Annotated in this window: 19 protein-coding genes; 10 read left to right on the forward strand and 9 right to left on the reverse strand. The window is 61.6% G+C overall.

Features of this window, described 5'->3' with window-relative positions:
* Positions 1 to 7: 7 nt before the first annotated feature.
* From prsR to AC097O_RS02200, 3 genes are read right to left on the reverse strand one after another with little or no spacing between them, the layout of a single operon-like run.
* Complete coding sequence (prsR, locus tag AC097O_RS02190) at positions 8 to 1,369, reverse strand: PEP-CTERM-box response regulator transcription factor (RefSeq protein WP_479591249.1); 1,362 nt, start codon at positions 1,367 to 1,369, stop codon at positions 8 to 10.
* Positions 1,366 to 3,471, reverse strand: coding sequence for an XrtA/PEP-CTERM system histidine kinase PrsK (gene prsK, locus AC097O_RS02195; protein WP_479591250.1), 2,106 nt, complete (start codon positions 3,469 to 3,471; stop codon positions 1,366 to 1,368). Before prsK ends, prsR begins: the two co-directional genes overlap by 4 nt.
* A gap of 39 nt (positions 3,472 to 3,510) precedes the next feature.
* Positions 3,511 to 4,806: a TIGR03013 family XrtA/PEP-CTERM system glycosyltransferase gene (locus tag AC097O_RS02200; protein ID WP_479591251.1), complete on the reverse strand. Its 1,296-nt coding sequence runs from the start codon at positions 4,804 to 4,806 to the stop codon at positions 3,511 to 3,513.
* Positions 4,807 to 5,261: 455 nt separating this feature from the next.
* Between AC097O_RS02200 and AC097O_RS02205 the strand changes: the two genes are divergently transcribed.
* The 7 genes from AC097O_RS02205 (at position 5,262) to AC097O_RS02235 (ending at position 12,084) form a co-directional block, all read left to right on the forward strand.
* Positions 5,262 to 6,443: an FAD-dependent monooxygenase gene (locus AC097O_RS02205; protein ID WP_479591252.1), complete on the forward strand. Its 1,182-nt coding sequence runs from the start codon at positions 5,262 to 5,264 to the stop codon at positions 6,441 to 6,443.
* Between the two features lie 233 nt (positions 6,444 to 6,676).
* The gene (groES, locus tag AC097O_RS02210) at positions 6,677 to 6,967 is read left to right on the forward strand and encodes a co-chaperone GroES (RefSeq protein WP_295951957.1); all 291 of its coding nucleotides are present in this window, start codon (positions 6,677 to 6,679) and stop codon (positions 6,965 to 6,967) included.
* 51 nt (positions 6,968 to 7,018) lie between these two features.
* Entirely contained in the window at positions 7,019 to 8,668 is a 1,650-nt protein-coding gene (groL, locus tag AC097O_RS02215; RefSeq protein WP_479591253.1) for a chaperonin GroEL, read from the forward strand.
* A 302-nt stretch (positions 8,669 to 8,970) separates the two neighbouring features.
* Complete coding sequence (locus AC097O_RS02220; protein WP_479591254.1) at positions 8,971 to 9,531, forward strand: isochorismatase family protein; 561 nt, start codon at positions 8,971 to 8,973, stop codon at positions 9,529 to 9,531.
* On the forward strand, positions 9,528 to 10,133 hold the full coding sequence (locus tag AC097O_RS02225) for a DJ-1/PfpI family protein (RefSeq protein ID WP_479591255.1): 606 nt from the start codon (positions 9,528 to 9,530) through the stop codon (positions 10,131 to 10,133). Before AC097O_RS02220 ends, AC097O_RS02225 begins: the two co-directional genes overlap by 4 nt.
* Positions 10,115 to 11,110 (forward strand): GlxA family transcriptional regulator, encoded by a 996-nt coding sequence (locus AC097O_RS02230; protein WP_479591256.1) that lies wholly within the window; start codon positions 10,115 to 10,117, stop codon positions 11,108 to 11,110. Before AC097O_RS02225 ends, AC097O_RS02230 begins: the two co-directional genes overlap by 19 nt.
* A 164-nt stretch (positions 11,111 to 11,274) precedes the next feature.
* The gene (locus AC097O_RS02235) at positions 11,275 to 12,084 is read left to right on the forward strand and encodes a GntR family transcriptional regulator (RefSeq protein ID WP_479591257.1); all 810 of its coding nucleotides are present in this window, start codon (positions 11,275 to 11,277) and stop codon (positions 12,082 to 12,084) included.
* A gap of 2 nt (positions 12,085 to 12,086) precedes the next feature.
* Here AC097O_RS02235 and AC097O_RS02240 read toward each other — a convergent pair whose 3' ends face one another.
* Genes AC097O_RS02240 through tal form a run of 3 tightly spaced genes read right to left on the reverse strand, consistent with a single transcriptional unit; the run spans position 12,087 to position 14,944 of the window.
* A complete protein-coding gene (locus AC097O_RS02240; RefSeq protein ID WP_479591258.1) occupies positions 12,087 to 12,416 on the reverse strand; it encodes an antibiotic biosynthesis monooxygenase family protein in 330 nt (109 codons plus the stop codon).
* On the reverse strand, positions 12,417 to 13,982 hold the full coding sequence (pgi, locus tag AC097O_RS02245) for a glucose-6-phosphate isomerase (protein WP_479591259.1): 1,566 nt from the start codon (positions 13,980 to 13,982) through the stop codon (positions 12,417 to 12,419). It lies immediately after the preceding gene.
* Between the two features lie 14 nt (positions 13,983 to 13,996).
* On the reverse strand, positions 13,997 to 14,944 hold the full coding sequence (tal, locus tag AC097O_RS02250; protein ID WP_479591260.1) for a transaldolase: 948 nt from the start codon (positions 14,942 to 14,944) through the stop codon (positions 13,997 to 13,999).
* Between the two features lie 363 nt (positions 14,945 to 15,307).
* Here tal and AC097O_RS02255 point away from each other — a divergent pair, with 363 nt between their 5' ends.
* Together AC097O_RS02255 and AC097O_RS02260 are read left to right on the forward strand one after the other, a co-directional pair.
* Positions 15,308 to 16,612: an ABC transporter substrate-binding protein gene (locus AC097O_RS02255; RefSeq protein ID WP_479591261.1), complete on the forward strand. Its 1,305-nt coding sequence runs from the start codon at positions 15,308 to 15,310 to the stop codon at positions 16,610 to 16,612.
* A 21-nt stretch (positions 16,613 to 16,633) separates the two neighbouring features.
* Complete coding sequence (locus AC097O_RS02260; protein ID WP_479591262.1) at positions 16,634 to 17,545, forward strand: helix-turn-helix domain-containing protein; 912 nt, start codon at positions 16,634 to 16,636, stop codon at positions 17,543 to 17,545.
* A gap of 16 nt (positions 17,546 to 17,561) precedes the next feature.
* Here AC097O_RS02260 and AC097O_RS02265 read toward each other — a convergent pair whose 3' ends face one another.
* The 3 genes from AC097O_RS02265 to AC097O_RS02275 all read right to left on the reverse strand — a co-directional run bounded on the left by AC097O_RS02265 (position 17,562) and on the right by AC097O_RS02275 (position 22,069).
* Positions 17,562 to 18,608, reverse strand: coding sequence for an ABC transporter ATP-binding protein (locus AC097O_RS02265; RefSeq protein WP_479591263.1), 1,047 nt, complete (start codon positions 18,606 to 18,608; stop codon positions 17,562 to 17,564).
* A gap of 78 nt (positions 18,609 to 18,686) precedes the next feature.
* Entirely contained in the window at positions 18,687 to 20,885 is a 2,199-nt protein-coding gene (locus AC097O_RS02270) for an ABC transporter permease (protein WP_479591264.1), read from the reverse strand.
* 158 nt (positions 20,886 to 21,043) lie between these two features.
* Positions 21,044 to 22,069 (reverse strand): ABC transporter substrate-binding protein, encoded by a 1,026-nt coding sequence (locus AC097O_RS02275; protein WP_479591265.1) that lies wholly within the window; start codon positions 22,067 to 22,069, stop codon positions 21,044 to 21,046.
* 279 nt (positions 22,070 to 22,348) lie between these two features.
* Between AC097O_RS02275 and zwf the strand changes: the two genes are divergently transcribed.
* On the forward strand, positions 22,349 to 23,809 hold the full coding sequence (gene zwf, locus AC097O_RS02280) for a glucose-6-phosphate dehydrogenase (protein ID WP_479591266.1): 1,461 nt from the start codon (positions 22,349 to 22,351) through the stop codon (positions 23,807 to 23,809).

A 23,809-nucleotide genomic window follows, 5' to 3' on the forward strand; every position in this document is an offset into this window, starting at 1 on the left:
AGAAGATTTATTTCAATCCAAGGCGATGCATCAAATCGTATAGCGTTGGGCGACTTACGCCCAGCAACTCAGCGGCCTTCACAATATTTCCGTTAACACGCCCCAAGGCTGCAATCACAGCATTTTTTTCTGCTACATCACGGACTGTTCTCAAATCCAAAGACTTATCAGACATTTCAGATTCCTGCGATTCCAAGCCTACATCTTCAGGCGAAATCTGATTACTATCGGACATTATGACCGCCCGTTTTATACAATTCTCAAGCTCTCGTATGTTTCCCGGCCAATTGTGTTGTTCAATCAGGCGCACACTTTCTTCGCTCAAATTCAAAGAACCTCTATTTTGCTCCCGGGCGAAGCGACGCACAAATGCAAATGCCAATAAAGCTGCATCACCTTTGCGCGCGCGCAAGGGCGGGATATTGATGACGATTTCTGCCAGGCGGTAATACAAGTCTTCACGGAAACGGCTTTCCTTGCTAAGTGCTTTCAAGTCCTGGTGGGTAGCGCACACTATGCGCACGTCAACCGGTATTTCCTGACGCCCGCCCACGCGCTCAATGGTCCGTTCCTGGATAAACCGCAGTAACTTGGCCTGCAACGAAAAAGGTAAATCACCGATCTCGTCAAGCATCAGGGTTCCGCCGTTAGCTAACTCGATCTTTCCGAGGGTGGTTTTGGCAGCGCCGGTAAATGCGCCTTTTTCGTAACCAAAAAGCTCGCTTTCCAACAGATTCTCAGGAATAGCGGCGCAATTGATAGCCACAAATTTCTCGTTTTTGCGCGGTGAGGCTTGGTGCAGTCCCCGCGCTAAAACTTCTTTACCCGTCCCGCTTTCGCCCAGTAGCATGACTGTTGCGGTGGTGTTGGCGACTTTTTCAATCGTGCGGCATACGCGCAGCATTTCCGGGTCTCGGGTGATCAACCCCGTTAAAGCGTCCGGCTGGTACATGGACTGCAGCCGCCGGTTTTCCTTTTGCAACTCGAACATTCTGAAGGCGCGTTCAATCGTCAGATTGAGCAGATCGGGTTCGAACGGTTTCGCAAAAAAATCGTAGGCACCTAGTGCCACCGCGCGCAACGCATTTGCCTGGTCATTCTGGCCCGTCAAAACGATCACCTTGGTGTCTGGCTCCACCGTCAGGATTTGTTCCAGCAAGCGAAAGCCTTCGGCAACACCGTCCGCATCCGGCGGCAGGCCCAGGTCCATGGTGACGACCGCCGGACTGTGTCGGCGCAGTTGCACCATGGCACTGTCTCGGTCATTGGCAGTTACAGAATCAAACTTGTCGACGGACCATTTGATTTGCTTTTGTAGGGCCAAATCATCTTCAACGATCAACAGTGAACGTGCAGCATCTGAACTCATGATGTTCCCAATACGTGGAGATCGGACCCCTGATGGACCTCAAACAAAGGCAATAAAAGCGTCACCAGCGTTCCTTTATTTAGCGCACTATTCACGAGAATCTTGCCTCCTAATTCCTGTACGTACTGAAAGCTTTCATAAGCACCAATGCCCATACCGGCTTGCTTGGTGGTTTGAAACGGTTTGAAAAGACGTTCCTGGACAAACTCTTCGCTCATTCCCTGCCCGGTGTCACCAATCTCTATGCGGGCCTGGCCATTGTGTCGGTCCAGGGTCAGCCACACGCGTCCAGAGGGATCTGTTGCATCAAAGGCATTTTGCACAATGTGCCCAATGATCCGCTCCAGGCGCTCTTCGTGTCCCCGCGTCACAATGCGGTCGGCCTGCGTCACCTCCAGATGGCGGCCACGTTTAGAGGCGACCAAGGAAATACGCTGCACGATAGCACCCAAATCCACGCCCACGGCAGTGCCCGGTGGAGTCGCCCCCTCTCTTAATTGAAGCATCAGCTGCCGCATCCGGTCTAACGAGTTCTCTACCGTCATCAACATGTCCTGCTGAAATTCGGGATTGGCATGCAGGCGTTTGGCGTTTTTCAACATCAGCGACAGTTGCGTCACAATATTTTTAAGGTCGTGCACGACAAAAGCGGACATGCGGTTGAAGGCATCAAACTTGCGCACTTCCAGCAAGGCTTCGGTGGCCCGCATCTGGGCCAGATAGCTCGCCGCCTGGCGACCAGCCGTTTTGAGAAGATCGTTCACCTCCCAATTCACCTCTATATTGGTGCGGGCACGGGCCAGAACCACAAAACCAATTAACTCACCACCGGCCGTCAACGGTACGATCAGCCAAGCCTGTACGACATCTTGCAACCATATGGGCAGTACCAGGTCTCCATAGCGCTTGGAAAAAGAGCGGTACTCCTCCAGATTGATAACCCAACCACTGCGCGCCAGAAACTGGCAAAACGACGACTCCGCATCCTCCTTGACCGAGGTTGCAGCCAGATTCCAGTGGGCCGTTTGGCGGAATGCGGATTCACCCGTACTTTTCATCCATAGACCACCACCGGGACTGTCGAGCATGTCGGCCAGCGCGCGAACCACCTGCTGTCCCATGTCCTGCGGGGAATTGTTGCTGGACAACGTCTGGGTGAACTTCAACCACTCTTCCCGGTAGTCGTACCGGTAGCGGAAGAAATGCTTGCCGACCAAGACCCTGAGTTTGGCCCGGAAAGACCCCGACAAGGCCAAAACCATCAATGCAATCAAGGCAGAAAACACCACCCCCACCTGCAAAGCACGCCCCCACTCGCCACCGAAATACCGCACGTAGTAACCCACGGCGGAGATGAAGATCAGATAGGCCCCGGCCACCAATAGGGTTGCGGAATGGAAAGCCGCCCTTTGAGAGACCCGGATACTGGAGATCCAGTCACGGCGGCGGGTGGTCGACAGCAGCAGCAAGAGAACCATCATCGCATGCACAGCCCCTCGCACGCTCAGCACATCGCCATCCAGAAACTTGAACAAAACCGCTTGCGAATACAAATACAGGTCAAACAGGAACAAGCCGACCAGCCCCAGGCTCAGGGGTTTGACGTTCCAACGGGAATCCTCGGTCACGTTGCGGTATATCTGCTCTAGCAAAACCAGGGCCAACACCGGCAGGGCCATGGCACACATCAACGCCATCGCCCGCATATCAGCGACAGCGAAAATACCAAAGGGTGCAATGATCTGCGTCACCAGACTCAGACCCACCAGGCCCCCAGCCACCATCGGCAGCCAGACCATCCCTGCAGGCAGCCTACCGTCCTGGCTAGAACGGCACAGGGCCAGCATGAATCCAAACCAGCAGCCGTAGCGCAATACATCGGCCAGATTGCCCAACAACTGCCACAGGGGACTGAGGACCGCCAACAGTTGGAATCCGCCCCACAAAGCAGAAAAAACCACCGCAAACAGCAGATACAGAGCCGATTTGTTCCTGGGCGGGCTCGCCGCCCCCATCGCCAACAAACGCAGCGCAAAGCCCAGGTACACCAAGGCCGCCAGGGCATAACCCGTGAAGGTCAATGTCAAAGTTTCTTTGTCCATGGATTCACACGCCGTGCGGCCCCGACCGCATGGCGCACGTTAGCGCGCGCCCTTGGCCATCAGCACGACGCCAACGGTTTCAAACAAGATGATGATGTCCAAAAACAGCGAATGGTTTTTGACGTAATACAAGTCGTATTGCAGTTTTTCTGCCGAATCCTCCAGCGTGGCACCGTAGTGGTAGCGAACTTGGGCCCAGCCTGTAACCCCTGGCTTGACACTTTGGCGCACCGCATAGTAGGGGATCTGGCGTGTCAACTGGTCAACGAAATAAGGCCGCTCGGGCCGTGGCCCGACCATGCTCATGTCGCCATTGAGAACGCAAAACAACTGCGGCAACTCATCAATGCGCACCTTGCGGATGAACTTGCCGACCTTGGTGACACGGTCATCCTTGGCGGCGGCCCAGCGGGGTGTTCCATCTTTCTCGGCATCAGCGCGCATGCTGCGAAATTTCACCACATTGAACAGTCGGCCATTGAAGCCCACCCGCTCCTGGCGGTAAAAGATCGGGCCCGGGCTTTCCAGCACCACCAACAACATGGTGACGAGCATGATCGGCAGGCTGAGCAGAATCAGTACCAAGGCACTCGCAATATCAAACAGGCGCTTCACAGCGGTACGTACCCCACCCTGGCTAAAACCGTCGCCAAATATCAACCAACCGGCGTTCACTGAATCCAGGCGGATCTGGCCTTTGGTTTTTTCAAAATGCGTGGCCACGTCTACCACCCGCACACCGTGCAGTTTGCAGTCGAGCAGTTCGCGCAAGGGCATGCTGCCGCCACGGCGCTCCACCAAGGCGACCACGATTTCGTCCACTTCCAGCTCCAGAGCGGTATCGGTCAAAGACTTGTGCTTGGACAAGATGCCCCAGGCCGACACCTCGGACTCCGACTCGTTCGGGCTGGCGTAATAGCCCACCACATCCACGTGCGGGTCTTCGTTCTTGAGTGTCTTGCCCACCAAGGCCGCGCGGGGCCCGGTGCCGAACACCAGCACCCGGTGGCGCATCATCGACTGCGGCATCGAGTGGACCACGTACACCCGGTGCAAGATGACCACCACAAAGCCCGCCATCGCGGCCATGGCCAGGGTCTCCCGGCTCGTAGAACTCTGAGGGAAAAGGGAAAACACCCCGTAAGTCAGCGGCAACGCCAGCACCAGCGACAAAACCGCGCGCGCCCGCGACTGGTTCAGCGAGCGGTTGTGGATGCGCTGGTAGAAACCCAGGGCCGAATTGATCACCAGCATGCCCAGCGACAGCAAACTGGCATGCCCCAGCAAAGACACCACCGAGGTGAAATCCTCGCCCTTCCATATGACTACAGCCAAAACGGCCAGAATCACCAGTCCCAGATCGAAAAAAACCTGCTGGAGCGTGCGCCTGTGCAGGTAATGGTTAAATATTCTGATCACACCTGCCACCCATCTGCTGCGATAACTCTACGACTCGGTCAATTAACCACGTATCAGTGTCTAAATTTTTAAAAAAATGCATCGAATATTTTTAGGTCTAATGGAATATGGTTTGAATATAAAGCCCATTAGGCAGGGTTTTTAAAGCGCGTTGGCCCACTGCGATGAGAGCGAAATTTGGCTGCTGCATTATGGGCTTTTTTTGAGTCAGATATGGGACGCTAGGGAAAGCGCTCGATCCACTTTTTTGCGTGCATACACGGTATTCGTCACGCAATGGCCAAGTGCGTCGCGGCCCGGGGCCTTCGACACGAGGCTACGGCACCAACCCGCGCAGAGACAGCCTTCGCCGACACGGCAAAATCACCGCCATGGTTCAACAGTTACTCATTGCGGGCGCAGGCATTGGCGGCATGGCAGCCGCTCTAGCGTGTGCCCGGGCCGGATGGGACGTGCGCATGTTTGAGCGTGCGCCCGCCCTGAGCGAAGTAGGTGCGGGTATCCAGATCGGCCCCAACGTCACCCGGCTGCTGCACAGTTGGGGGCTGCAAGGCGCGCTGGCGGCGGTGGCCGCCTTTCCCCCGCATCTACAGGTACGCGATGCCCACACCGGCCGGGAACTGGGCAAATTGGAACTAGGGAGCGCCATGCAGCAACGCTACGGTGCCCCTTACACCACGCTGCACCGGGCTGATCTGTTGGCGCTGTTGCACACCGCCGTACAGCAAACCCGCACGCCATTGCAGCTCGACCACGCCCTGCGGCATTTCAGCCAAAGCCCCACGGGCGTAGCGGTAGGCCGCAGCACGCCTGAAGAAATCCACGGCGATGCCCTGGTGGGGGCCGACGGCCTGTGGAGCCCCGTGCGCCAATGGCTATTGCACGACGGCCCACCGCGCACCACCGGCCATCTGGCCTACCGCACCCTGGTGCGCCAGGTGGATCTGCCAGTGGGTTTACGCTCACAGCATGTCACGGCCTGGCTGGGCCCGCAGATGCATGTGGTGCAGTACCCCGTGTGCGGCGGCGAGATGCTCAACGTTGTGGCCTTTGTGCACGGCCAGCTCCCGCCCCAACAAACCCGCCTGGAGCACTGGGACCACAGCGCCAACGCCGCCGACCTGCGGTCTCACATGGCAGGCGTGTGCCGCCCGTTGCAAGACCTGCTGCAAGCCATCACCGCCTGGCGCTTGTGGGTACTGTGCGACCGCCCACCCATGGCTGGACCCCACCAGCAGGCGCAAGGCCGGGTCGCGTTGCTGGGAGATGCCGCGCACCCGATGCGGCCCTACTTGGCCCAAGGCGCGGGCATGGCCATCGAAGATGCCGCCGCGCTGGCCTGCGTGCTGCAGCCTGGAGCCGACATTCCTGCCGCACTGGCCCATTACGCCCGGCAGCGCTGGCAACGCAACGCGCGGGTGCAGGCCCGCGCCATCCGCAATGGGCGCATCTTCCACGCCACGGGCCTGGTGCGCTGGGGCCGAAACCGGGCCATGCAGCTGGGCGGCGAGCGCCTGCTGGATATGCCCTGGCTGTACGGCGCTGGCCGATAGCTATCAAATAAGTAGCTACTAACGCTTATAAAATAAGCGCTAGAGGCCGTTTCTCTTTAAATTTTGCGCACTTGTTCACGAGGCAGGTGGCAGCCAACTACCCTCGCCCGCACAGCATTTCTGACTTCTGCCCTTGAAACGTCACAACTTGCCCTTATCATTAGCACTCGTAGGGGTTGAGTGCTAGCACCCACCCCACGCCCCTTTTTACCGTTCCATTTTTAGGAGACTCTATGAACCTACGTCCTCTCGGCGACCGCGTGATCGTCAAGCGTATCGACAGCGAAACCAAGACCGCTTCCGGCATCGTGATCCCTGACTCGGCAGCTGAAAAGCCAGACCAAGGCGAGATCCTGGCTGTCGGCCCCGGCAAAAAGAACGACAAAGGTGAAATTTCCGCTCTGACCGTCAAGGTCGGCGACCGCGTTTTGTTCGGCAAGTACAGCGGCCAGACCGTCAAGGTTGAAGGCGACGAACTGTTGGTCATGAAAGAAGACGACCTGTTCGCAGTCGTCGAGAAGTAATTTCTCGCTTTCCAATCCATCCCCCCATTAACTGATTCCGGAGAAATTCTCATGGCAGCAAAAGACGTAGTTTTCGGCGGCGAAGCCCGCGCACGCATGGTTGAAGGCGTGAACATTTTGGCTAACGCAGTCAAGGTGACCCTGGGCCCTAAAGGCCGTAACGTGGTTCTGGAGCGCTCGTTTGGCGCGCCTACCGTGACCAAGGACGGTGTGTCCGTGGCCAAGGAAATCGAACTCAAGGACAAGCTGCAAAACATGGGTGCGCAGATGGTCAAGGAAGTGGCTTCCAAGACCTCCGACCTGGCTGGTGACGGCACCACCACCGCGACCGTGCTGGCCCAGGCCATCATCCGCGAAGGCATGAAGTACGTGGCCGCCGGCATGAACCCGATGGATCTGAAGCGCGGCATCGACAAGGCAGTGACTGCTTTGGTCGCCGAGCTGAAGAAGGCTTCCAAAGCCACCACCACCTCCAAGGAAATCGCCCAAGTCGGTTCGATCTCCGCCAACTCCGACGAATCCATCGGCAAGATCATTGCTGATGCGATGGACAAGGTTGGTAAAGAAGGCGTGATCACCGTGGAAGACGGCAAGTCGCTGGAATCCGAACTGGATGTCGTCGAAGGCATGCAATTCGACCGCGGCTACCTGTCGCCCTACTTCATCAACAACCCCGAAAAGCAAGCCGCTTTGCTGGACAACCCGTTTGTTCTGTTGTTCGACAAGAAGATCAGCAACATCCGCGAACTCCTGCCTACCCTGGAACAAGTCGCCAAGTCCGGCCGTCCTCTGCTGATCATCGCTGAAGAAGTCGATGGCGAAGCCCTGGCGACCCTGGTGGTCAACACCATCCGCGGCATCCTGAAGGTGGTGGCTGTCAAGGCTCCTGGCTTCGGCGACCGCCGCAAGGCCATGCTGGAAGACATCGCCATCCTGACCGGCGGCAAGGTTATCGCTGAAGAAGTCGGCCTGACCCTGGAAAAGGTCACCCTGGCTGATCTGGGCCAAGCCAAGCGCATCGAAGTGGGCAAAGAAAACACCACCATCATTGATGGCGCTGGTGCTGCTGCCGACATCGAAGCCCGCGTCAAGCAAGTCCGCGTGCAAATCGAAGAAGCTTCCAGCGACTACGACCGCGAAAAGCTGCAAGAGCGCGTGGCCAAGCTGGCTGGCGGCGTGGCCGTGATCAAGGTGGGCGCTACCACCGAGATCGAAATGAAGGAAAAGAAAGCCCGCGTCGAAGACGCCCTGCACGCTACCCGCGCTGCGGTGGAAGAAGGCATTGTGGCTGGCGGCGGCGTGGCTCTGCTGCGCGCCAAGCAAGCTGCTGGCAAGATCGAAGGCGCTAACGCCGACCAAGATGCCGGCATCAAGCTGGTGTTGAAGGCCATCGAAGCCCCTCTGCGCGAAATCGTCTACAACGCAGGCGAAGAAGCTTCCGTGGTGGTGGCAGCTGTGTTGGCCGGTTCGGGCAACTACGGCTACAACGCTGCCAACGGCACCTACGGCGACATGATCGAAATGGGTATTCTGGACCCCACCAAGGTGACCCGCACTGCTCTGCAGAACGCAGCTTCCGTGGCATCCTTGATGCTGACGACCGAAGCCATGATTGCCGAGTCTCCCAAGGACGAAGCAGCTGGCGGCATGCCAGGCGGCATGGGTGGTGGTATGGGCGGCATGGGCGACATGGGCATGTAATAGGGGGTCGCCGCGAAACGGATCGCTGGCGGCGTTGCAGCGCCTAGTCGTAGCGTTGCTACTGCCTTCGTTGCTGCGCCTTGCCATCGACCCGTTGCGCGACGAGGTTGGCATCCCTGTTTTAGGACCGGAACCACAACTTCCCCAAAACCCCGCAGAGTGCGAACTCTGCGGGGTTTTTTCATTTGCAATCCAGTTTATGGCTGAAAATGATCGGAATTGGACCTATCGTGAATGGCCGATTGGCCGCTAGCGCTCAAGAATAGAGCGCTACCATCCACCACTGCTTAAGGCCACACACCATGCAAACCTGTCTGATTTTGATCGATGCCCAGGAATCCTTTCGGCAACGGCCCTACTTCGACCCGGCCACACTGCCGGGCTATCTGGCGAAACAAAACGCGCTGATCGCGGGCTGCGTGGCGCGGGGCATTCCTATCGTGCGCATCTTCCATGTCGATGGCCCCAAGACGGCCGACAACGCGTTTGCGGTCGAGTCCGGCCATATCCAGCCCATCGCGGGGCTGGCCGGGTTCGAGCCTGCCGCAACCTTTACCAAAAGCCGCCACAGCGCGCTGGTCGGCACCGGGCTGGACGTGTGGCTGACATCGCACGGCATCCGCCGCCTGATCGTCAGCGGCATCCGCACCGAGCAATGCTGCGAAACCACCACCCGTCACGCCTCCGACCTGGGCTGGTCGGTGGACTACTGCCTGGAGGCCACGCTGACCTGGGACATGCAGCACCTGGACGGCACGGTGCTGCCCGCTGCCGACATCATGGCCCGCACCGCCGCCGTGCTCACCGAGCGCTTTGCCCGCATCTGCACGGTGGAACAGGCCCTGGCCGGAGCCGCCGCATGACCCACCACGTAGCGATTCTGGTGTTTGACGACGTAGAAGCGCTGGACTTCGCGGGACCGTATGAAGTCTTCACTACCGCCAGCCGCGTGCATGGCCGCAGCCATCCGGCTGAGCCGCCACTATTTACTACCAAATGCATAGCTGCTACCGCCGATAGCGTAAGGGCTAGAGCCGGATTGAGCATAAATCCTGACGAAACCTTTGCCGACGGCACTGCCACCGATGTGCTGATCGTCCCCGGCGGCGTGGTCGATGCCGCGATGGCCTGCTCGCAAACCACCGCCTGGATTGCCGCCACCGCCGCCACGGCCACCACCGTGGCCTCGGTCTGTACAGGGGCATTCCTGCTGGCGCGTAGCGGTGTGCTCACCCACGGCCCGGTGACCACGCACTGGGAAGACGTGGAGGACCTGCAACGCATGTTCCCGGCCCTGCAGGTGCAGACCGGCAAACGTTGGATCAGCCAAGGCCACATCACCACCTCGGCGGGTATCAGCGCAGGCATCGACATGTGCCTGCACCTGGTCGCCCAGTTGGCGGGCCACGATCTGGCGGTACGCACGGCCCGGCAAATGGACTACGCATGGCAAGCCCACCCGTAATCAACGTCCTGTTCGTCCTGTTGCCGAACAGCCTGATCCTCGACTGGGCAGGCCCGGCGGAGGCCTTGCGCATCGCCAACCAATGCCTGCTGGCGCAGGGCCAGCCGGAGCGCTTTGCCCTGCGGTTTGTGGGGCCGGATTCCGAAACCTCGTCGAGTGTCGGCGCGCAGCTCACCGGCCTGCAGCCCTTGCCCAGTGCGCTGACCGCCCACCCCGCCACGCCGCACTGGGCGGTGCTGGTCGGCCTGCCGGGGGCCACCATCGCCGTCGACAACGCCCCCGCCCGCGCCGTGCTGCACTGGCTGCGCGGCCTGCGGCTGGCCACGCACCAGTTAGAGCTGGTAACGGTGTGCGCAGGTAGTGTGCTGGCGGCGCACGCCGGGCTGCTCAAGGGCAGGCGCGTCACCACCCACCACCAGCACTTGGACGAGCTGCGTACCGTGGAGCCGCAGTGCGAGGTGGTGGCCAACCGGGTGTTTGTGGAAGACGCGCCGGTCTACAGCAGCGCGGGTGTGACCACCGGCATCGACCTGGTGCTGCAACGCATTGCCGACACCTGCGGCGAACCCATCGCGGCGCAGGTGGCGCAAACCATGGTGGTGGCGCTGCGGCGCGGCCCGCACGATCCCGAGCTGTCGCCGTTTTTAAGCTACCGCAACCACCTGCACCCTGCCCTGCACCGGGTGCAGGATGCCGTCAGCCAGGACCCGCGGGCGCTCTGGTCGGTGCCGCGCATGGCCGATATGGCCCACACCTCGCCGCGCCACCTGACCCGCTTGTTCATGGAATACGCGCAGATCGCGCCGCTGCAGTACCTGCGCCGCATCCGCCTGGCCGTGGCGCAGACGGCACTGCAATCCGGCCACAACGTCAACCACGCCGCCGAACTGGCGGGTTTCAGCTCCGATACCCAATTGCGCCGCGCCTGGCACCAATTGGGTCTGCCTGGAGCACCGTCCCAAGCCCGGCAACGCTGATTTGGACACCTTCTGGCGGGTCGCGGACGTGACAAATCGGCCTGGCCAGGCCAGATTTATCGGCGAAACCCCAAATATGTCGCGGACCCAAAATACACAGATTGTTACGTCTAGAACAAAATTACCAGGCCAGCAAAACCGCTGGTATTTTTTGGATCTACCGAGTGAACCACCCGACGACAATTGCACGCCATGCCGCCACCCCGGCCCCTTTGAAAGGGGCTGCGTCCAGCGGCATTCTGGCCACACTGCGCCTGGACTCCAGCACCTCGGAACCCTATTACCAGCAGCTCAAACGCCAGATCCAAAGCCTGATCCACGGCGGCAACATTCCCACGGGCAGCAACCTGCCATCGGAACGGGTGCTGGCCGAATCCCTGGGCGTAAGCCGCACCACCATCAAACGCTGCTACAACGACCTGCGCCACGCGCGCCTGCTCAGTACCCATGGCCGGGGCGGCACCCAGGTGCAGGCCCCACAAAAAGTCCAGCACCCGGTGGGCAAACTCAAAGGCTTTGCCGAAGACATGCGCGAGCGGGGCATGGCCGCCAGCACCCAACTGGTGACCCACGACGTGGTGCAGGACCGCACGATTGCGTCCATCTTCGGGCGGCCCTCGGTGAACAGCTTTGCCAAGCTGGTGCGCATCCGCCTGGCCAACGGCCAACCCCTGGCCCGTGAAGTGGCCTGGTACGACCTGGCCCTGGCCCCGTCCATGGCCACCTGGGATACGCGCGGCTCGGTGTACGCCTTTTTGCAGGAGCATTGCGGCCTGAACCTGACGAACGCCGAGCAAACCATTGAAGCGGTGATGAGCGGCGAAGCCGAGTCCAAAGCCTTCCAGTACCCCGCGCCCGCGCCCTGCCTGCTGCTCAAGCGCAAGTCTTTCAGCAGCGACAACCAGCTGGTCGAATATGTGGAGAGCACCTACCGGGGCGAGGCCTACGCCTACCACCTGAATCTGGCAGGCTGAACTCAGCGCGCCCGGCTGTTCGGCGTGAGGTGGGCAAACGCCCCATCCCCATACGAACGCACCACTTCCGAAATGACGATGTGAAAGCCTTTGTACCAGCGGGTGTACTGGCGCTGGGCTTCCAGGTGGTCGGGGTGGCGTGCAAAGGCTTTCAGCGTGTCCAGGCTGTCCCAGTAGTAGGTGGCGTTGCGGCGCTTGCCGTCTTCGCTCACCCATAGCTCCACACCCAAAAAGCCCGACATGGCCCGGGCGGCAGCCTCGATCAGGCCGTCCAGCCGCAAAAACTCCGCGTCGTACTCGCCGGGCTCGAAGATAAAAGCAGCGCTGAACACCTAGCGCAGCTTGGCCAGCAGCCCCGCCGTGGAGCCGTCCAGCCCAGACACATCGCCCGACTGCAGGCGCGGCTCAATGTCTTTGGCCAGCACCTTGCCCAGCTCCACACCCCACTGGTCAAAGCTGTTGATGCCCCACAGCGCGCCACTCACAAACACCCGGTGCTCTTGCAGCGCAATCAGCGCGCCCAGGCTGGCGGGGGTCAGGTCGTCCAGCAGCAGGAAAGTGCTGGGGCGGTTGCCGGGGAAGTTGCGGTGGCCGCCCGCATCCACCTTGCCGACCATCAGGGCCTGGGCCTGGGCGACCACATTGGACAGCAGCGTGTTGTGGTGGCCGGGCAGGCTGTGGCGGGCCTTCTTGACGGCGATGAATTCCACCGGCACCACGTCCGTGCCCTGGTGCAGCATCTGAAAATAAGCGTGCTGGCCATTGGTGCCGGGCTCGCCCCAGAGCACGCACGAGGTGCCAAACGGCAGCTTCTGGCCTTGCATGTCCACCTGCTTGCCGTTGCTTTCCATGTCCAGTTGCTGCAGGTAGGCAGGAAGGCGGCGCAGGGCGCTGTGGTACGGGGCGATGCTGCGGCTGGTGAAGCCGTGGAAGTTGCGGTACCACACGTCCAGCAGGCCCAGGCGCATGGGCAGGTTTTGCTCCAGCGGGGCGGTGCGGAAATGCTCGTCCATGGCTTCGGCACCGGCCAGAAAGTCGCGGAAGTGCGCCGCACCGATGGCAATCGCCACTGGCAGGCCAATGGCCGACCACACCGAATAGCGCCCGCCCACCCAGTCCCAGAACCCAAAGGTGGTGCTGATGCCAAACGCGTTGGCCGCCGCCACATTGGTGGTGAGTGCCGCAAAGTGGCGTGCGGTGTTGGTGCCGCCTTGCGCCTCGAACCAGGCCTTGGCCGAGCGGGCGTTGGTCATGGTCTCGGTGGTGGTGAAGGTCTTGGAGGCGATCAAAAACAGCGTGCTGTCTGCCTTCAGGCGCGGCAACAGCGCGGCCAGCTCGTGGCCGTCCACGTTGGACACGAAATGCATGCGCTTGGTGGGCGTGGCAAACGCATCCAGCGCCAGCGTGGCCATCAGCGGGCCCAAATCGGAGCCACCAATGCCGATGTTGACCACGTCGGTAATGGCCGTGTCGGCCCGCGTGGTTTCGGCAAACGCCAGCATCGCGTCCAGCGTGGCGTGCACCTCGGCTAAATCATTTTTGATAGCTGCTTGTGCTGGATTGGCGGGCGTGGGAGCACTTTTTCTTAACAAGAAATGCATCACCGCCCGGTCTTCGGTGGTGTTGATCTTGGCACCGGCAAACATGGCATCGCGCAGCACTTCCACGCCGGTCTGGCGGGCCAGGTCGAACAGCAGGCTTTGGGTGGCCGCGTCGAGCAGATTCTTCGACATATCGGCGAACACGTGGGGCGCGTCCTGGCTGAAGGCGGCAAAGCGGCCAGGGTCGGCGGCAAACGCCTGACGCAAATCCAGCGCCGCACCGCTGGACGCGTGCTGGGCTTGCAATTGCGCCCAGGCGGGCACGTTGTCACAACGGGGGCGGTGGAGTGCGTCCATTTTTAAGTTCCTTCTTAGGCGGCGAGTAACAGCTTGTCCAATTTGATGGCATCGGTGACGAAACCGCGGATGCCTTCGGCCAGCTTCTCGGTGGCCATCGCGTCCTGGTTCAGGGCGAAGCGGAAACCGGCTTCGTCCAGCGTCACTTCTTCCAGGGCCATAGCCTGGGCGGCTTTGGCATCCAGCGTGCGGGCCAGCGGGGCATCGCTGGCAGCCATCAGGGCCAGCAGGTCGGGGCTGATGGTCAGCAGGTCGCAGCCCGCCAGCGCGGTGATCTGGCCCACGTTGCGAAAACTCGCGCCCATAACTTCGGTTTTGATGCCGAAGCGCTTGTAGTAGTTGTAGATCTGCGTGACCGACACCACGCCGGGGTCCTTGGCTTCGGCCATGTCGGCCTCGACCCAGGCGGCACCGGCGGTCTTTTTGTACCAGTCGTAGATGCGGCCGACAAACGGCGAGATCAGCTGCACCTTGGCCTGGCCGCAGGCCACGGCCTGGGCAAAGCTGAACAGCAGCGTGAGGTTGGTGCGGATGCCTGCGCGTTCCAGCTCGGCGGCGGCCTGGATGCCTTCCCAGGTGGAGGCGACCTTGATCAGGATGCGCTCCTTGGCGATGCCTTCGCTGGCGTACATCTCGATCAGGCGCTTGCCGCGGGCTACGGTGGCGGCCGTATCAAAGCTCAGGCGCGCATCGACTTCGGTGGACACGCGGCCCGGCACGATGCTTAAAATTTCGCAGCCAAAACGCACGATCAGGCGGTCGCACACCTCGTCCAGCGGGCGGCCCTTGTACTTGGCCACGGCCTCGGCAAGCAGCGGCGCGTAGTCGGGCTTTTGCACCGCCTTGAGGATCAGCGACGGGTTGGTGGTGGCATCGGTGGGCAGAAACACGCCCAACTGCTTGAAGTCGCCGGTATCGGCCACCACGGTGGTGTACTGCTTGAGGGAGTCGAGTTGGGTCATGGTGTGTTGTCGCCTAATGCAGAACCCATGGGACGCGGGGTTCATTCGCTGAGAAACGGAAAAAAGGGTGTGCCGGGTGCGGCAGTACAGCCTTGGATGGTACAAACAAAAACGCGGGAAATGCGACCTTATGCAGGCACAAAGCATCTTTCGGGTTACAAGACTGCGCCCTCCAGTGTAGGAAATTTGGCCCATCCAGGTGCAACCCCAGCGCGCCCATTCTGGTACTTTGCTGCGGTTTGCGGACAGGGAAATTCCCACCCTCTAAAAGCATGAAAGTACCAGTTGCTGCGCGGGATGCGTTAGTGCAAACCCCGTGGCTGTCGCACCATCGCTGCCTGACTATCCACAGGAGACAACACCATGGTTCTGAAACCCGCATTCACTCTGGCCCTGGCCTGCACCGCACTGTGCGCCGCCCACGCCGCCGATCTGGTGGTGGCCACCGTCAACAACGGCCACATGATCGAGATGCAAAAGCACACCGCCGACTTTGAAAAAGCCCACCCCGACATCAAGCTCAAATGGGTCACGCTGGAAGAAGCCACGCTGCGCTCACGCGTCACCACCGACATCGCCACCAAGGGCGGCCAGTTCGACGTGATGACCATCGGCATGTACGAAACCCCGATCTGGGGCAAAAAGGGCTGGCTGAAAGAACTCACCCCCGACGCGGCCTACGACATCGACGACATGTTGCCCGCCATGCGCAGCGGCCTGTCGGTGGGCGGCAAGCTGTTTGCCGCGCCCTTCTACGGCGAAAGCTCGATGCTGATGTACCGCAAGGACCTGACCGACAAAGCCGGCATCCAATTTGCCGAGCGCCCCACCTGGGACCAGGTGCGCGATGCCGCCGCCAAAATCCACGACCCGAAAAACGGCGTGTACGGCATCTGCCTGCGCGGCAAGCCGGGCTGGGGCGACAACATGGGCCTGATCACCACCATGGTCAACAGCTACGGCGGCCAGTGGTTTGACATGGACTGGAAGCCCCAGCTCAATTCCAAGCCTTGGAAAGAGGCAGTCAGCTTCTACGCCGACCTGATGGCCAAATACGGCCCGCCCGGCTCGTCGGCCAACAGCTTCAACGAGATCTTGGCGCTGTACAACCAGGGCAAATGCGGCATGTGGGTGGATGCGACCATTGCCGCCTCGTTCATCACCGACCCCCTGCAAAGCAAAGTAGCCGACAAGGTCGCCTTTGCCCACGCACCCAGCGCGGTGACGGCCAAGGGTGCCAATTGGCTGTGGGCCTGGGCACTGGCCATTCCGGCCAGCAGCAAAAACCCCGACGCGGCCCTGAAGTTCATCACCTGGGCCACCTCCAAGGACTACATCAACCTGATCGCCAAAGACAAGGGCTGGGCCGCCGTGCCCACCGGCACCCGTAAATCCACCTACGCCAACCCCGAGTTCCAAAAGGCCGCCAAGTTTGCCGAAGCCGAGAAAAAAGCCATCGACACCGCCGATGCCGTCAACAACACCCTGCCCAAGAGCCCGTACGTGGGCGTGCAGTTTGCCGCCATCCCCGAGTACCAGGCCATCGGCATCGCGGTGGGTCAGCAAATGACGGCCATCCTCGCGGGCAAGGTCAGCGTGGACCAGGCCCTGGCCGCCAGCCAGATCGCCGCCGACCGCGAGATGAAAAAAGCCGGTTACTACAAGTAGCTAACAAGTAGCCCGCACACCATGCCCACCAACCCGCCGCCTGCGCTCGAAGACCCGTTCCACCGGGAAGCCACCCTGGGCTACAGCCCACCGGCAGACGTGCACCGGCTGGTGCGGTGTGTGAGCCACGGCACGCCGTCCCCATTAATCCGCTGGCACTACCACGCCGATTACGAGCTGCATCTGGTGGTGGCCACCTCGGGCAAGTTCTTTGTGGGCGACTACATCGGCCACTTTGCCCCGGGCAACCTGGTGCTGACCGGCCCCAACCTGCCGCACAACTGGATCAGCACCGACGCGCCACCCGAGGGCGTGCCGTTGCGCGACCACTGCATCGTGTTCCAGCGCGAACCCATCGCCCAGGCCGCCGGGCTGATCCCGGAGCTGGCCGAGCTGCTGCCGCTGTTGGACCAGGCCGCGCAGGGCATCGAGTTCTTTGGCCTGGAAGACCGGGCGGCAGGCTATTTCGAGCGGGTGACCGGGCACCAGAACCTGGGCCGACTGGTGGCTTTTCTGGATCTGCTGGGCGAGTTGCTGCGCTGTGGCGACTACCGCCTGCTATCCAGCCAGGCCGCGCTGCGTGACCCCACAGACAGCACCGACAGTGCGATGGCCTTGATCGATGCCGTGGTCAACTACCTCAGCGAACACTGCGCCCAGCCGCTGACCATGGCCGATGTGGCCCGGCGCTTTCACCTCAGCGAAAGCCATTTTTCGCGCGTGTTCAGGCGTGGCACCGGCAACACCTTCACCGACTTTTTGATCCGCGTGCGCATCTCCCGCGCCTGCCAGTTGCTGGCCCAGACCGACGACAAGATTGCCAGCGTGGGCTTTGACGCAGGCTTTCACAACCTGGCCAACTTCAACCGCCGCTTCCTGGAAGTCAAGGGCTGTACGCCCTCGGAATACCGGCTGCGGGGGCGGGCCCACTAACTTTTCCGTTAAGCCGTTACGCCACCCCCACCACCGACACCCCGTGGTCGGCCAGGCGCAGCACCACCTCGGTGCCCAGCGGCAGCACGTCGGCCAGGTCGGGCGAGACCACGAAGATGCTGCCCAGCTCGGTATCAAAGGTGTATTCGAAAAAGCTGCCCAGGTAGGACGACTTGCGCAGCGTGGCCAGCAGGCCATTGCCGCCGTGGGTGATCAGCCAGGCCTCGGGGCGCACGGCCACCTTCACCGGGCCCGGGGCCACACCAGGGCGTGCTGCCAGGCGCAGGGGCCCGAGCTGCACGCTGCCGTCTGCCCCCGCCTCGCCGGGGAACAGCATGGCCTCGCCCATGAAACCGGCCACAAACTCGGTTTGCGGGCGCTCGTACATGTCTTGCGGGGTGCCGCTTTGGGCGATCAGGCCCTGGTGCATGACGATGATCTGGTCGCTCACCGCCAGCGCCTCGCTCTGGTCGTGCGTCACATAGGCCACGGTGAGCTTTAGGCGCTGCTGCAGGGCGCGGATTTCTTCGCGCATTTCACGGCGCAGCCGGGCGTCCAGGTTGCTCAGGGGTTCGTCGAACAGCAGCACCGCGGGCTCCAGCACCAGGGCGCGGGCCAGGGCCACCCGCTGCTGCTGGCCGCCCGAGAGTTCGCTAGGCAGGCGTTCGTCAAAACCCACCAGGCCCACGCTGGTGAGCATGGCCTGGGCGCGGCGCAAAATCTCGGGCTTGCTGACTCCGCCCATTTTCAGGCCATAGCCCACGTTGGACAGCACGTCCATGTGCGGAAACAGCGCGTAACTTTGGAACATCATGCTGACGTTGCGCTGCGCCGGGCCCAGCGTGGTCACGTCCTTGCCGTCCATGAAGATCTGGCCGCCGGTGGGCGACTCCAGCCCGGCGATCATGCGCAACGTGGTGGTCTTGCCACAGCCCGAGGGGCCGAGGATGGTGGTCAGCGTGCCCTTGGGAACGTTGAAGCTGATGCCCTTGACGGCCAGCGGAGCCGATGCGTCGCTGCCGTAGCGCTTGGTGACGTTTTTGAATTCAATACCGTGCTGCATGCGAAAAACCTGTTTGCTATTTAATTGGTAGCTGCTTGCGCTTAGGGAATAAGCGCTAGAGCCCTATTTCTTATAAATTCAATGCGCTGCAGCCATGGCCGCGCCCTTGCGCCGCCCCAGCTTGCGCTCGCCCACCAGCAGCTGGATCAGCCCCATCGCCGCCGACATCAGCACGATCAGCACCGTGCAGTACGCCAGCGCCACGCCGTAGTCACCCTGCCCCACGCGGCCAATGATGTAGGTGGTGGCCAGCTCGTTTTCGGCGGTCACCAGAAACACCACCGCCGACACCGTGGTCATGGCCCGCACAAAGCTGTAGACCAGCGCGGCAATCAGCGCCGGTTTGAGCAGCGGCAGCACCACGTGGATGAGGGTTTGCAGGGTGGAAGCGCGCAGCATCAGCGAGGCTTCGTCCAGCGACTTGTCCAGCTGCTTGAAGGCCGCCGTACCCGCCCGCACACCCACCGGCAGGTTGCGGAACATGAAGCACAGCACGATCACCAGCCCGGTGCCGGTCAGCTCCAGCGGCGGCACGTTGAAGGCCAGGATGTAGCTCACGCCCAGCACCGTGCCGGGAATGGCAAACGCCAGCAAAGCCAGAAACTCGAACATGCCCTGCCCCTTGAACTCGGTGCGCGCCAGCAGGTAGGCAATCAGCAGGCCCAGCAAGGCGGTGATGGGAGCCGCAGCGCCTGCCAACTGCAAGGTGGTGAACAGCGAATTCCAGGCCGTGCCCACCCACTGTAGGCCAAACTGCCCCCACTCCAGCGCAAACGCGGTCTTGAAGTGGCCCAGCGTCAGCGTGTAGTCGCGGCCCCAGGTCTGCACAAAGCCGCCTGCAAACGCAAACAGGTAGACGATGACGGTAAACGCCATCCACGGCAGCGCCACCGCGTGGATAGTGCGGCGCACACCATCCGGCAGCGGCATGGGCAGGCCCGAATCGCCCTTGCCGCTGACGGTGGTAAAGCTGCTCTTGCCCAGCAAGGCGCGCTGCGCCACAAACACCGCCAGCGCAAACAGCGTCAATATCCAGGCCAGCGAAGCCGCCTTGCCCTGGTCGTACTGCGCGCCCACGATGGCAAAAAAGATCTCGGTAGACAGCACCGCAAACTGCCCGCCCACCACCACCGGGTTGCCGAAGTCGGCAATGCTCTCGATGAAGCCCACCAAAAATGCATTCGCCAGCCCCGGCTTGAGCAGGGGCAAGGTGACGGTCCAAAAGGTGCTGCTGCGGTCGGCGCGCAGGGTGAGTGCGGCCTCTTCCAGGCTGGGGGCAACGCCCTGCACCACACCGCGCATGATCATGAAGGCGATGGGCGTAAAGGCAAACATCTGCGCAATCCACACCCCGAACATGCCGTAAAACCAGCGCGTAGGCTCGATGCCAAAGGCCGACTCCAGCAGCTGGTTGACCACGCCCGCGCGGCCAAACAGCAAGATCAGCCCCAGCCCCACCACGAACGGCGGGGTGATGATGGGCAGCATGGCCAGCAGCTTGAGCGGGCCTTGCAGCCGCACCGCACCTCGCTCGGCCATCAGCGCCATCATGGTGCCCAGCACCACCGTGCCGCTGGCGGTCAGCAAGGCCAGGGCCAGCGTGTTCCAGGCCACGCCGCAGCGCAGCCCCCCGACCACGCAGCCCAGGCCCCAGAGGCGCTCGTTGCCCACGCGCTCCACCAGCGCACCCAGCGACCACTGCCCGTCTTCGTTCAAAAACGCACCTGCCAGCGCCTTGGTGACCGGGTAGGCGATGAACAGCAGCAGCAGCGCGCCGCAGCCCACCACGCTGGCCGCCACAAACAGGTCGCCCTTGAAATAACCGCAGCGCGCCAGCCCAAAAGCCGCCAGCATGAGCAAGGCCACAATCGCCACGCTGCCGCCAATGCCAATGCCAAACTGGTTGGTGGCCAGCTCGCCAAACTGCCCGTTCAGCGCCTCAAACGCCCAGCCCTTGGAGCGGATCACAAAGCCGCTGAGCACCAGCCCCAGCGCGCCCAAGCCGCCGCCCAGCACCAGCCAGCCGCCCTGCTGCTTGCCCGCAGGCATGCCCAGCCCCACCGTGGCCAGCAGCAAACCCGCCACGCCCAGCAGCAGCCACTTACGGCCATGCAGCAACGCCTGCACCAGCCCGTTGCCCGTCTCCGGCCCGGCAAACACCTGGCCCCACACCGACACCCAGCTAACGTCCTGCTGCGCATACCAGGGCAGCCCCACATAGGCCAGCAGCCCGATAACAATCCATACCCGGATTGCAAAATTGGAATTTGGATTCAAAAAATCACCTTACGCAGATAGAAGAGCTGCACTCCCAAAGGCAAGCGCAGCGAAGCCCGTTGGTGAACACCGCAGAACTGGCTTTGCCAGGCTGCTGGTGTTGCCCCCTGCAAGGGGGTTGGCGAAAACACGCAGTGTGTAGCCTGGGGGTATGCCAATCACCGGGGCAAGGAATTCACTTCTTTCTCCCAGCGCGCAATCAGGCGGCGGCGCTCGGCGCTGGCACCGTATTTGGCGTAGTCGTAGTTGATGAACTTGATCTTCTTGAAGTCGGGCATGCGCTCATCCAGCTTGGTGGACTTGTTGCTGGGCAGCTGGAACTGCTTGGCGGCCACGGCCAGTTCTTGCGCGGCGGGGGTCAGCGCCCAGTCGTAGAACTTCTTGGCGGCCTCCAGGTTGCGGGAACCCTTGATGATGCTCATGGAGCCGATTTCGGCCCCGGTGCCCTCGGTGGGGGTCATGGTTTCCACCGGGAAGCCCTGCAGGCGCTCGCCCGGTGCGTCGTGCACAAAGCTGATGGACACGGCGGTTTCGCCCCGCGCCACGGCCTTGATCGGGCCGGTGCCCGAGCGGGTGTACTGGCTGACGTTCTTGTGCAGGCCCTTGAGGTATTCAAACGCCTTGTCTTCGCCCATGAGCTGCACCAGGGTGGCAATCATGGTGTAGGCCGTGCCGCTGGACGCGGGGTTGGCCACCTGGATGTCGCCCTTGTATTCGGGCTTGAGCAGATCGGCCCAGGCCTTGGGGATGGGCAGCTTCTTCTTGGCGATCAGCTCGGTGTTGTAGCCAAAGCCCAAGGGGCCGGAATAAATGCCCACCGTCTTGTAGCCCGACTGCTGGGCCTGCTGCTGCGCCCAGGGGTAGAGCTGGGGCAACAGCGGGGACTTGTACTCCATGCTCAGGCCCTGCTCGGCGGCTTGCAGGTGCGGGTCGCCGGTGCCACCAAACCAGATGTCGGTCTTGGGGTTTTCTTTTTCGGCGATCAACTGCGCCAGCGCCTCGCCCGAGCCCTTGAGCGACATGTTCACCTTGACCCCGGTGATGCGCGTGTACACCGTGCCGGCCAGGTTGCAGCCCTCGGCCTGGGACGAACAAATGACGTTGATCTGGCCTTGCGCCAGGGCCGGAGCCGCCGTTGTAGCCGTTAAAAATGCCAGGCTCGCGCTGTATACAATTTTGTTCATGAGAAATATATAGGTAACAAGATTACGAAGCCAGCTTAGACTCCACTTTGAAAGCGTCGCAACCGGGAAAACACTGAGAAAAATCCAGAAAAAAACTATTTTCTGTGCCCATATTTTCAGAAACCTGAAACTAAGTTACATTGGCGACCACCCTGAGAACCCGTGCACAGCACAGGTTGAGACCACCCGGGACGGACGCAGTGCCCTCCAATGTCCTTTGTATTGCCCTTGTGGCGCACGGAAGAACTTGCGTAAGTCTTGCCTATTTGGATGAAAACTATGAGCTTTGATCTCGTTTTGTTTGGCGGCACCGGCGACCTCGCCTGGCGCAAGTTGATGCCCGCCCTGTTCCAATCTTTTCGCCACGGCACCCTGCCCGAAGGCGGCCGCATCATCGGCGTGGGCCGCGACGACCTGAGCCACGAACAGTACCGTGAGCAGATCCAGTCGCGCTTCAACAGCGTGGAAGAATCCAAGCGCCCCAACGCCGAAGAATTTGCGCGCTTTGCCGCGCTGCTGGAATTCCAGCGCATGGACCTGTCCAAGCCCGACGACTACGCCGCGCTGAAATCCATGCTGGAAGCCCGCAACGCCGACTCCGTGGTGATGTACGTGGCCACCGCGCCCGGCCTGTTCACCACCGTGTGCGAGCAGCTGGCCGCCGCCGGGCTGAACAGCCCGCACACCCGCATCGTGCTGGAGAAGCCACTGGGCCACGACCTGGCCTCCAACCGCGCCATCAACGACACCGTGCGCCGCTGTTTCACGGAAAAGCAGGTTTTCCGCATCGACCACTATCTGGGCAAGCCCTCGGTACAGAACCTGTTTGCGTTGCGCTTTGGCAACGCCTTGTTCGAGCCACTGTGGAAGCGCGAACACATCGCCAACATCCAGATCACCATCGCCGAAGACCTGGGCGTGGAAAAGCGCGGTGCCTTCTACGAAAACACCGGTGCCCTGCGCGACATGGTGCAAAACCATGCGCTGCAACTGCTGTGCGCCATCGGCATGGAGCCGCCCATCAACTCGCACGCCGATGCCATCCGCGACGAAAAGCTCAAGGTGCTGCGCTCGCTCAAGCCCTGGACGGCCGAGACGCTTTCACAGCACGTGATCCGTGGCCAGTACAGCGCGGGCAAGTCCAGCGGCGTGGCGGTGCCCGGCTACCGTGAAGAGCTGGGCGTGAACCCCGACAGCCAGACCGAAACCTTTGTGGCCCTGCGCACCGAGATCGCCAACTGGCGCTGGGCCGGTGTGCCCTTCTACATCCGTACCGGCAAGCGCCTGGCCGGACGCGACGCGCACATCGTGGTCAACTTCCACCAGACCCCGCACCCGATCTTCAACGCCCCGGTGGGCGCGGCGAATCGCCTGGTCATCAACCTGCAACCCAAAGACGGCCTGGAGCTGCACCTGCTGGCGCAAGCCCAGGGCAACCGCAGCCGCGCCGCCAGCCAGTCGCTGGCCCCGGTGCAGCTGGATCTGGACTTCGACAAGCGCTTTGGCACCGAGCGCGTGGGCGCGTACGAGCGCCTGCTGCTCGACGTGCTGGACGGCCGCCTGAACCTGTTTGTGCGCAGCGACGAGCAAGAAGAAGCCTGGCGCTGGGTCGAGCCCATCATCGAACACTGGAAGAACGATGCCGCGGGCCCGCGCCCCTACGTGGCAGGCACCTGGGGCCCCAGCGCCTCCAGCGCCATGATTGCGCGCGATGGCTACTGCTGGAGCGAAGAGTCGTAA

It is taken from the genome of Rhodoferax sp. LS1P39, from assembly GCF_056521425.1.

Excerpts from the sequence above, each read along its gene's own strand:
- prsR (WP_479591249.1), bottom strand. The coding sequence starts at position 1,369 with ATGAGTTCAGATGCTGCACGTTCACTGTTGATCGTTGAAGATGATTTG.
- prsK (WP_479591250.1), bottom strand. The coding sequence starts at position 3,471 with ATGGACAAAGAAACTTTGACATTGACCTTCACGGGTTATGCCCTGGCG.
- AC097O_RS02205 (WP_479591252.1), top strand. The coding sequence starts at position 5,262 with ATGGTTCAACAGTTACTCATTGCGGGCGCAGGCATTGGCGGCATGGCA.
- groES (WP_295951957.1), top strand. The coding sequence starts at position 6,677 with ATGAACCTACGTCCTCTCGGCGACCGCGTGATCGTCAAGCGTATCGAC.
- groL (WP_479591253.1), top strand. The coding sequence starts at position 7,019 with ATGGCAGCAAAAGACGTAGTTTTCGGCGGCGAAGCCCGCGCACGCATG.
- AC097O_RS02220 (WP_479591254.1), top strand. The coding sequence starts at position 8,971 with ATGCAAACCTGTCTGATTTTGATCGATGCCCAGGAATCCTTTCGGCAA.
- AC097O_RS02225 (WP_479591255.1), top strand. The coding sequence starts at position 9,528 with ATGACCCACCACGTAGCGATTCTGGTGTTTGACGACGTAGAAGCGCTG.
- AC097O_RS02230 (WP_479591256.1), top strand. The coding sequence starts at position 10,115 with ATGGCAAGCCCACCCGTAATCAACGTCCTGTTCGTCCTGTTGCCGAAC.
- pgi (WP_479591259.1), bottom strand. The coding sequence starts at position 13,982 with ATGGACGCACTCCACCGCCCCCGTTGTGACAACGTGCCCGCCTGGGCG.
- tal (WP_479591260.1), bottom strand. The coding sequence starts at position 14,944 with ATGACCCAACTCGACTCCCTCAAGCAGTACACCACCGTGGTGGCCGAT.
- AC097O_RS02255 (WP_479591261.1), top strand. The coding sequence starts at position 15,308 with ATGGTTCTGAAACCCGCATTCACTCTGGCCCTGGCCTGCACCGCACTG.
- AC097O_RS02260 (WP_479591262.1), top strand. The coding sequence starts at position 16,634 with ATGCCCACCAACCCGCCGCCTGCGCTCGAAGACCCGTTCCACCGGGAA.
- AC097O_RS02265 (WP_479591263.1), bottom strand. The coding sequence starts at position 18,608 with ATGCAGCACGGTATTGAATTCAAAAACGTCACCAAGCGCTACGGCAGC.
- AC097O_RS02275 (WP_479591265.1), bottom strand. The coding sequence starts at position 22,069 with ATGAACAAAATTGTATACAGCGCGAGCCTGGCATTTTTAACGGCTACA.
- zwf (WP_479591266.1), top strand. The coding sequence starts at position 22,349 with ATGAGCTTTGATCTCGTTTTGTTTGGCGGCACCGGCGACCTCGCCTGG.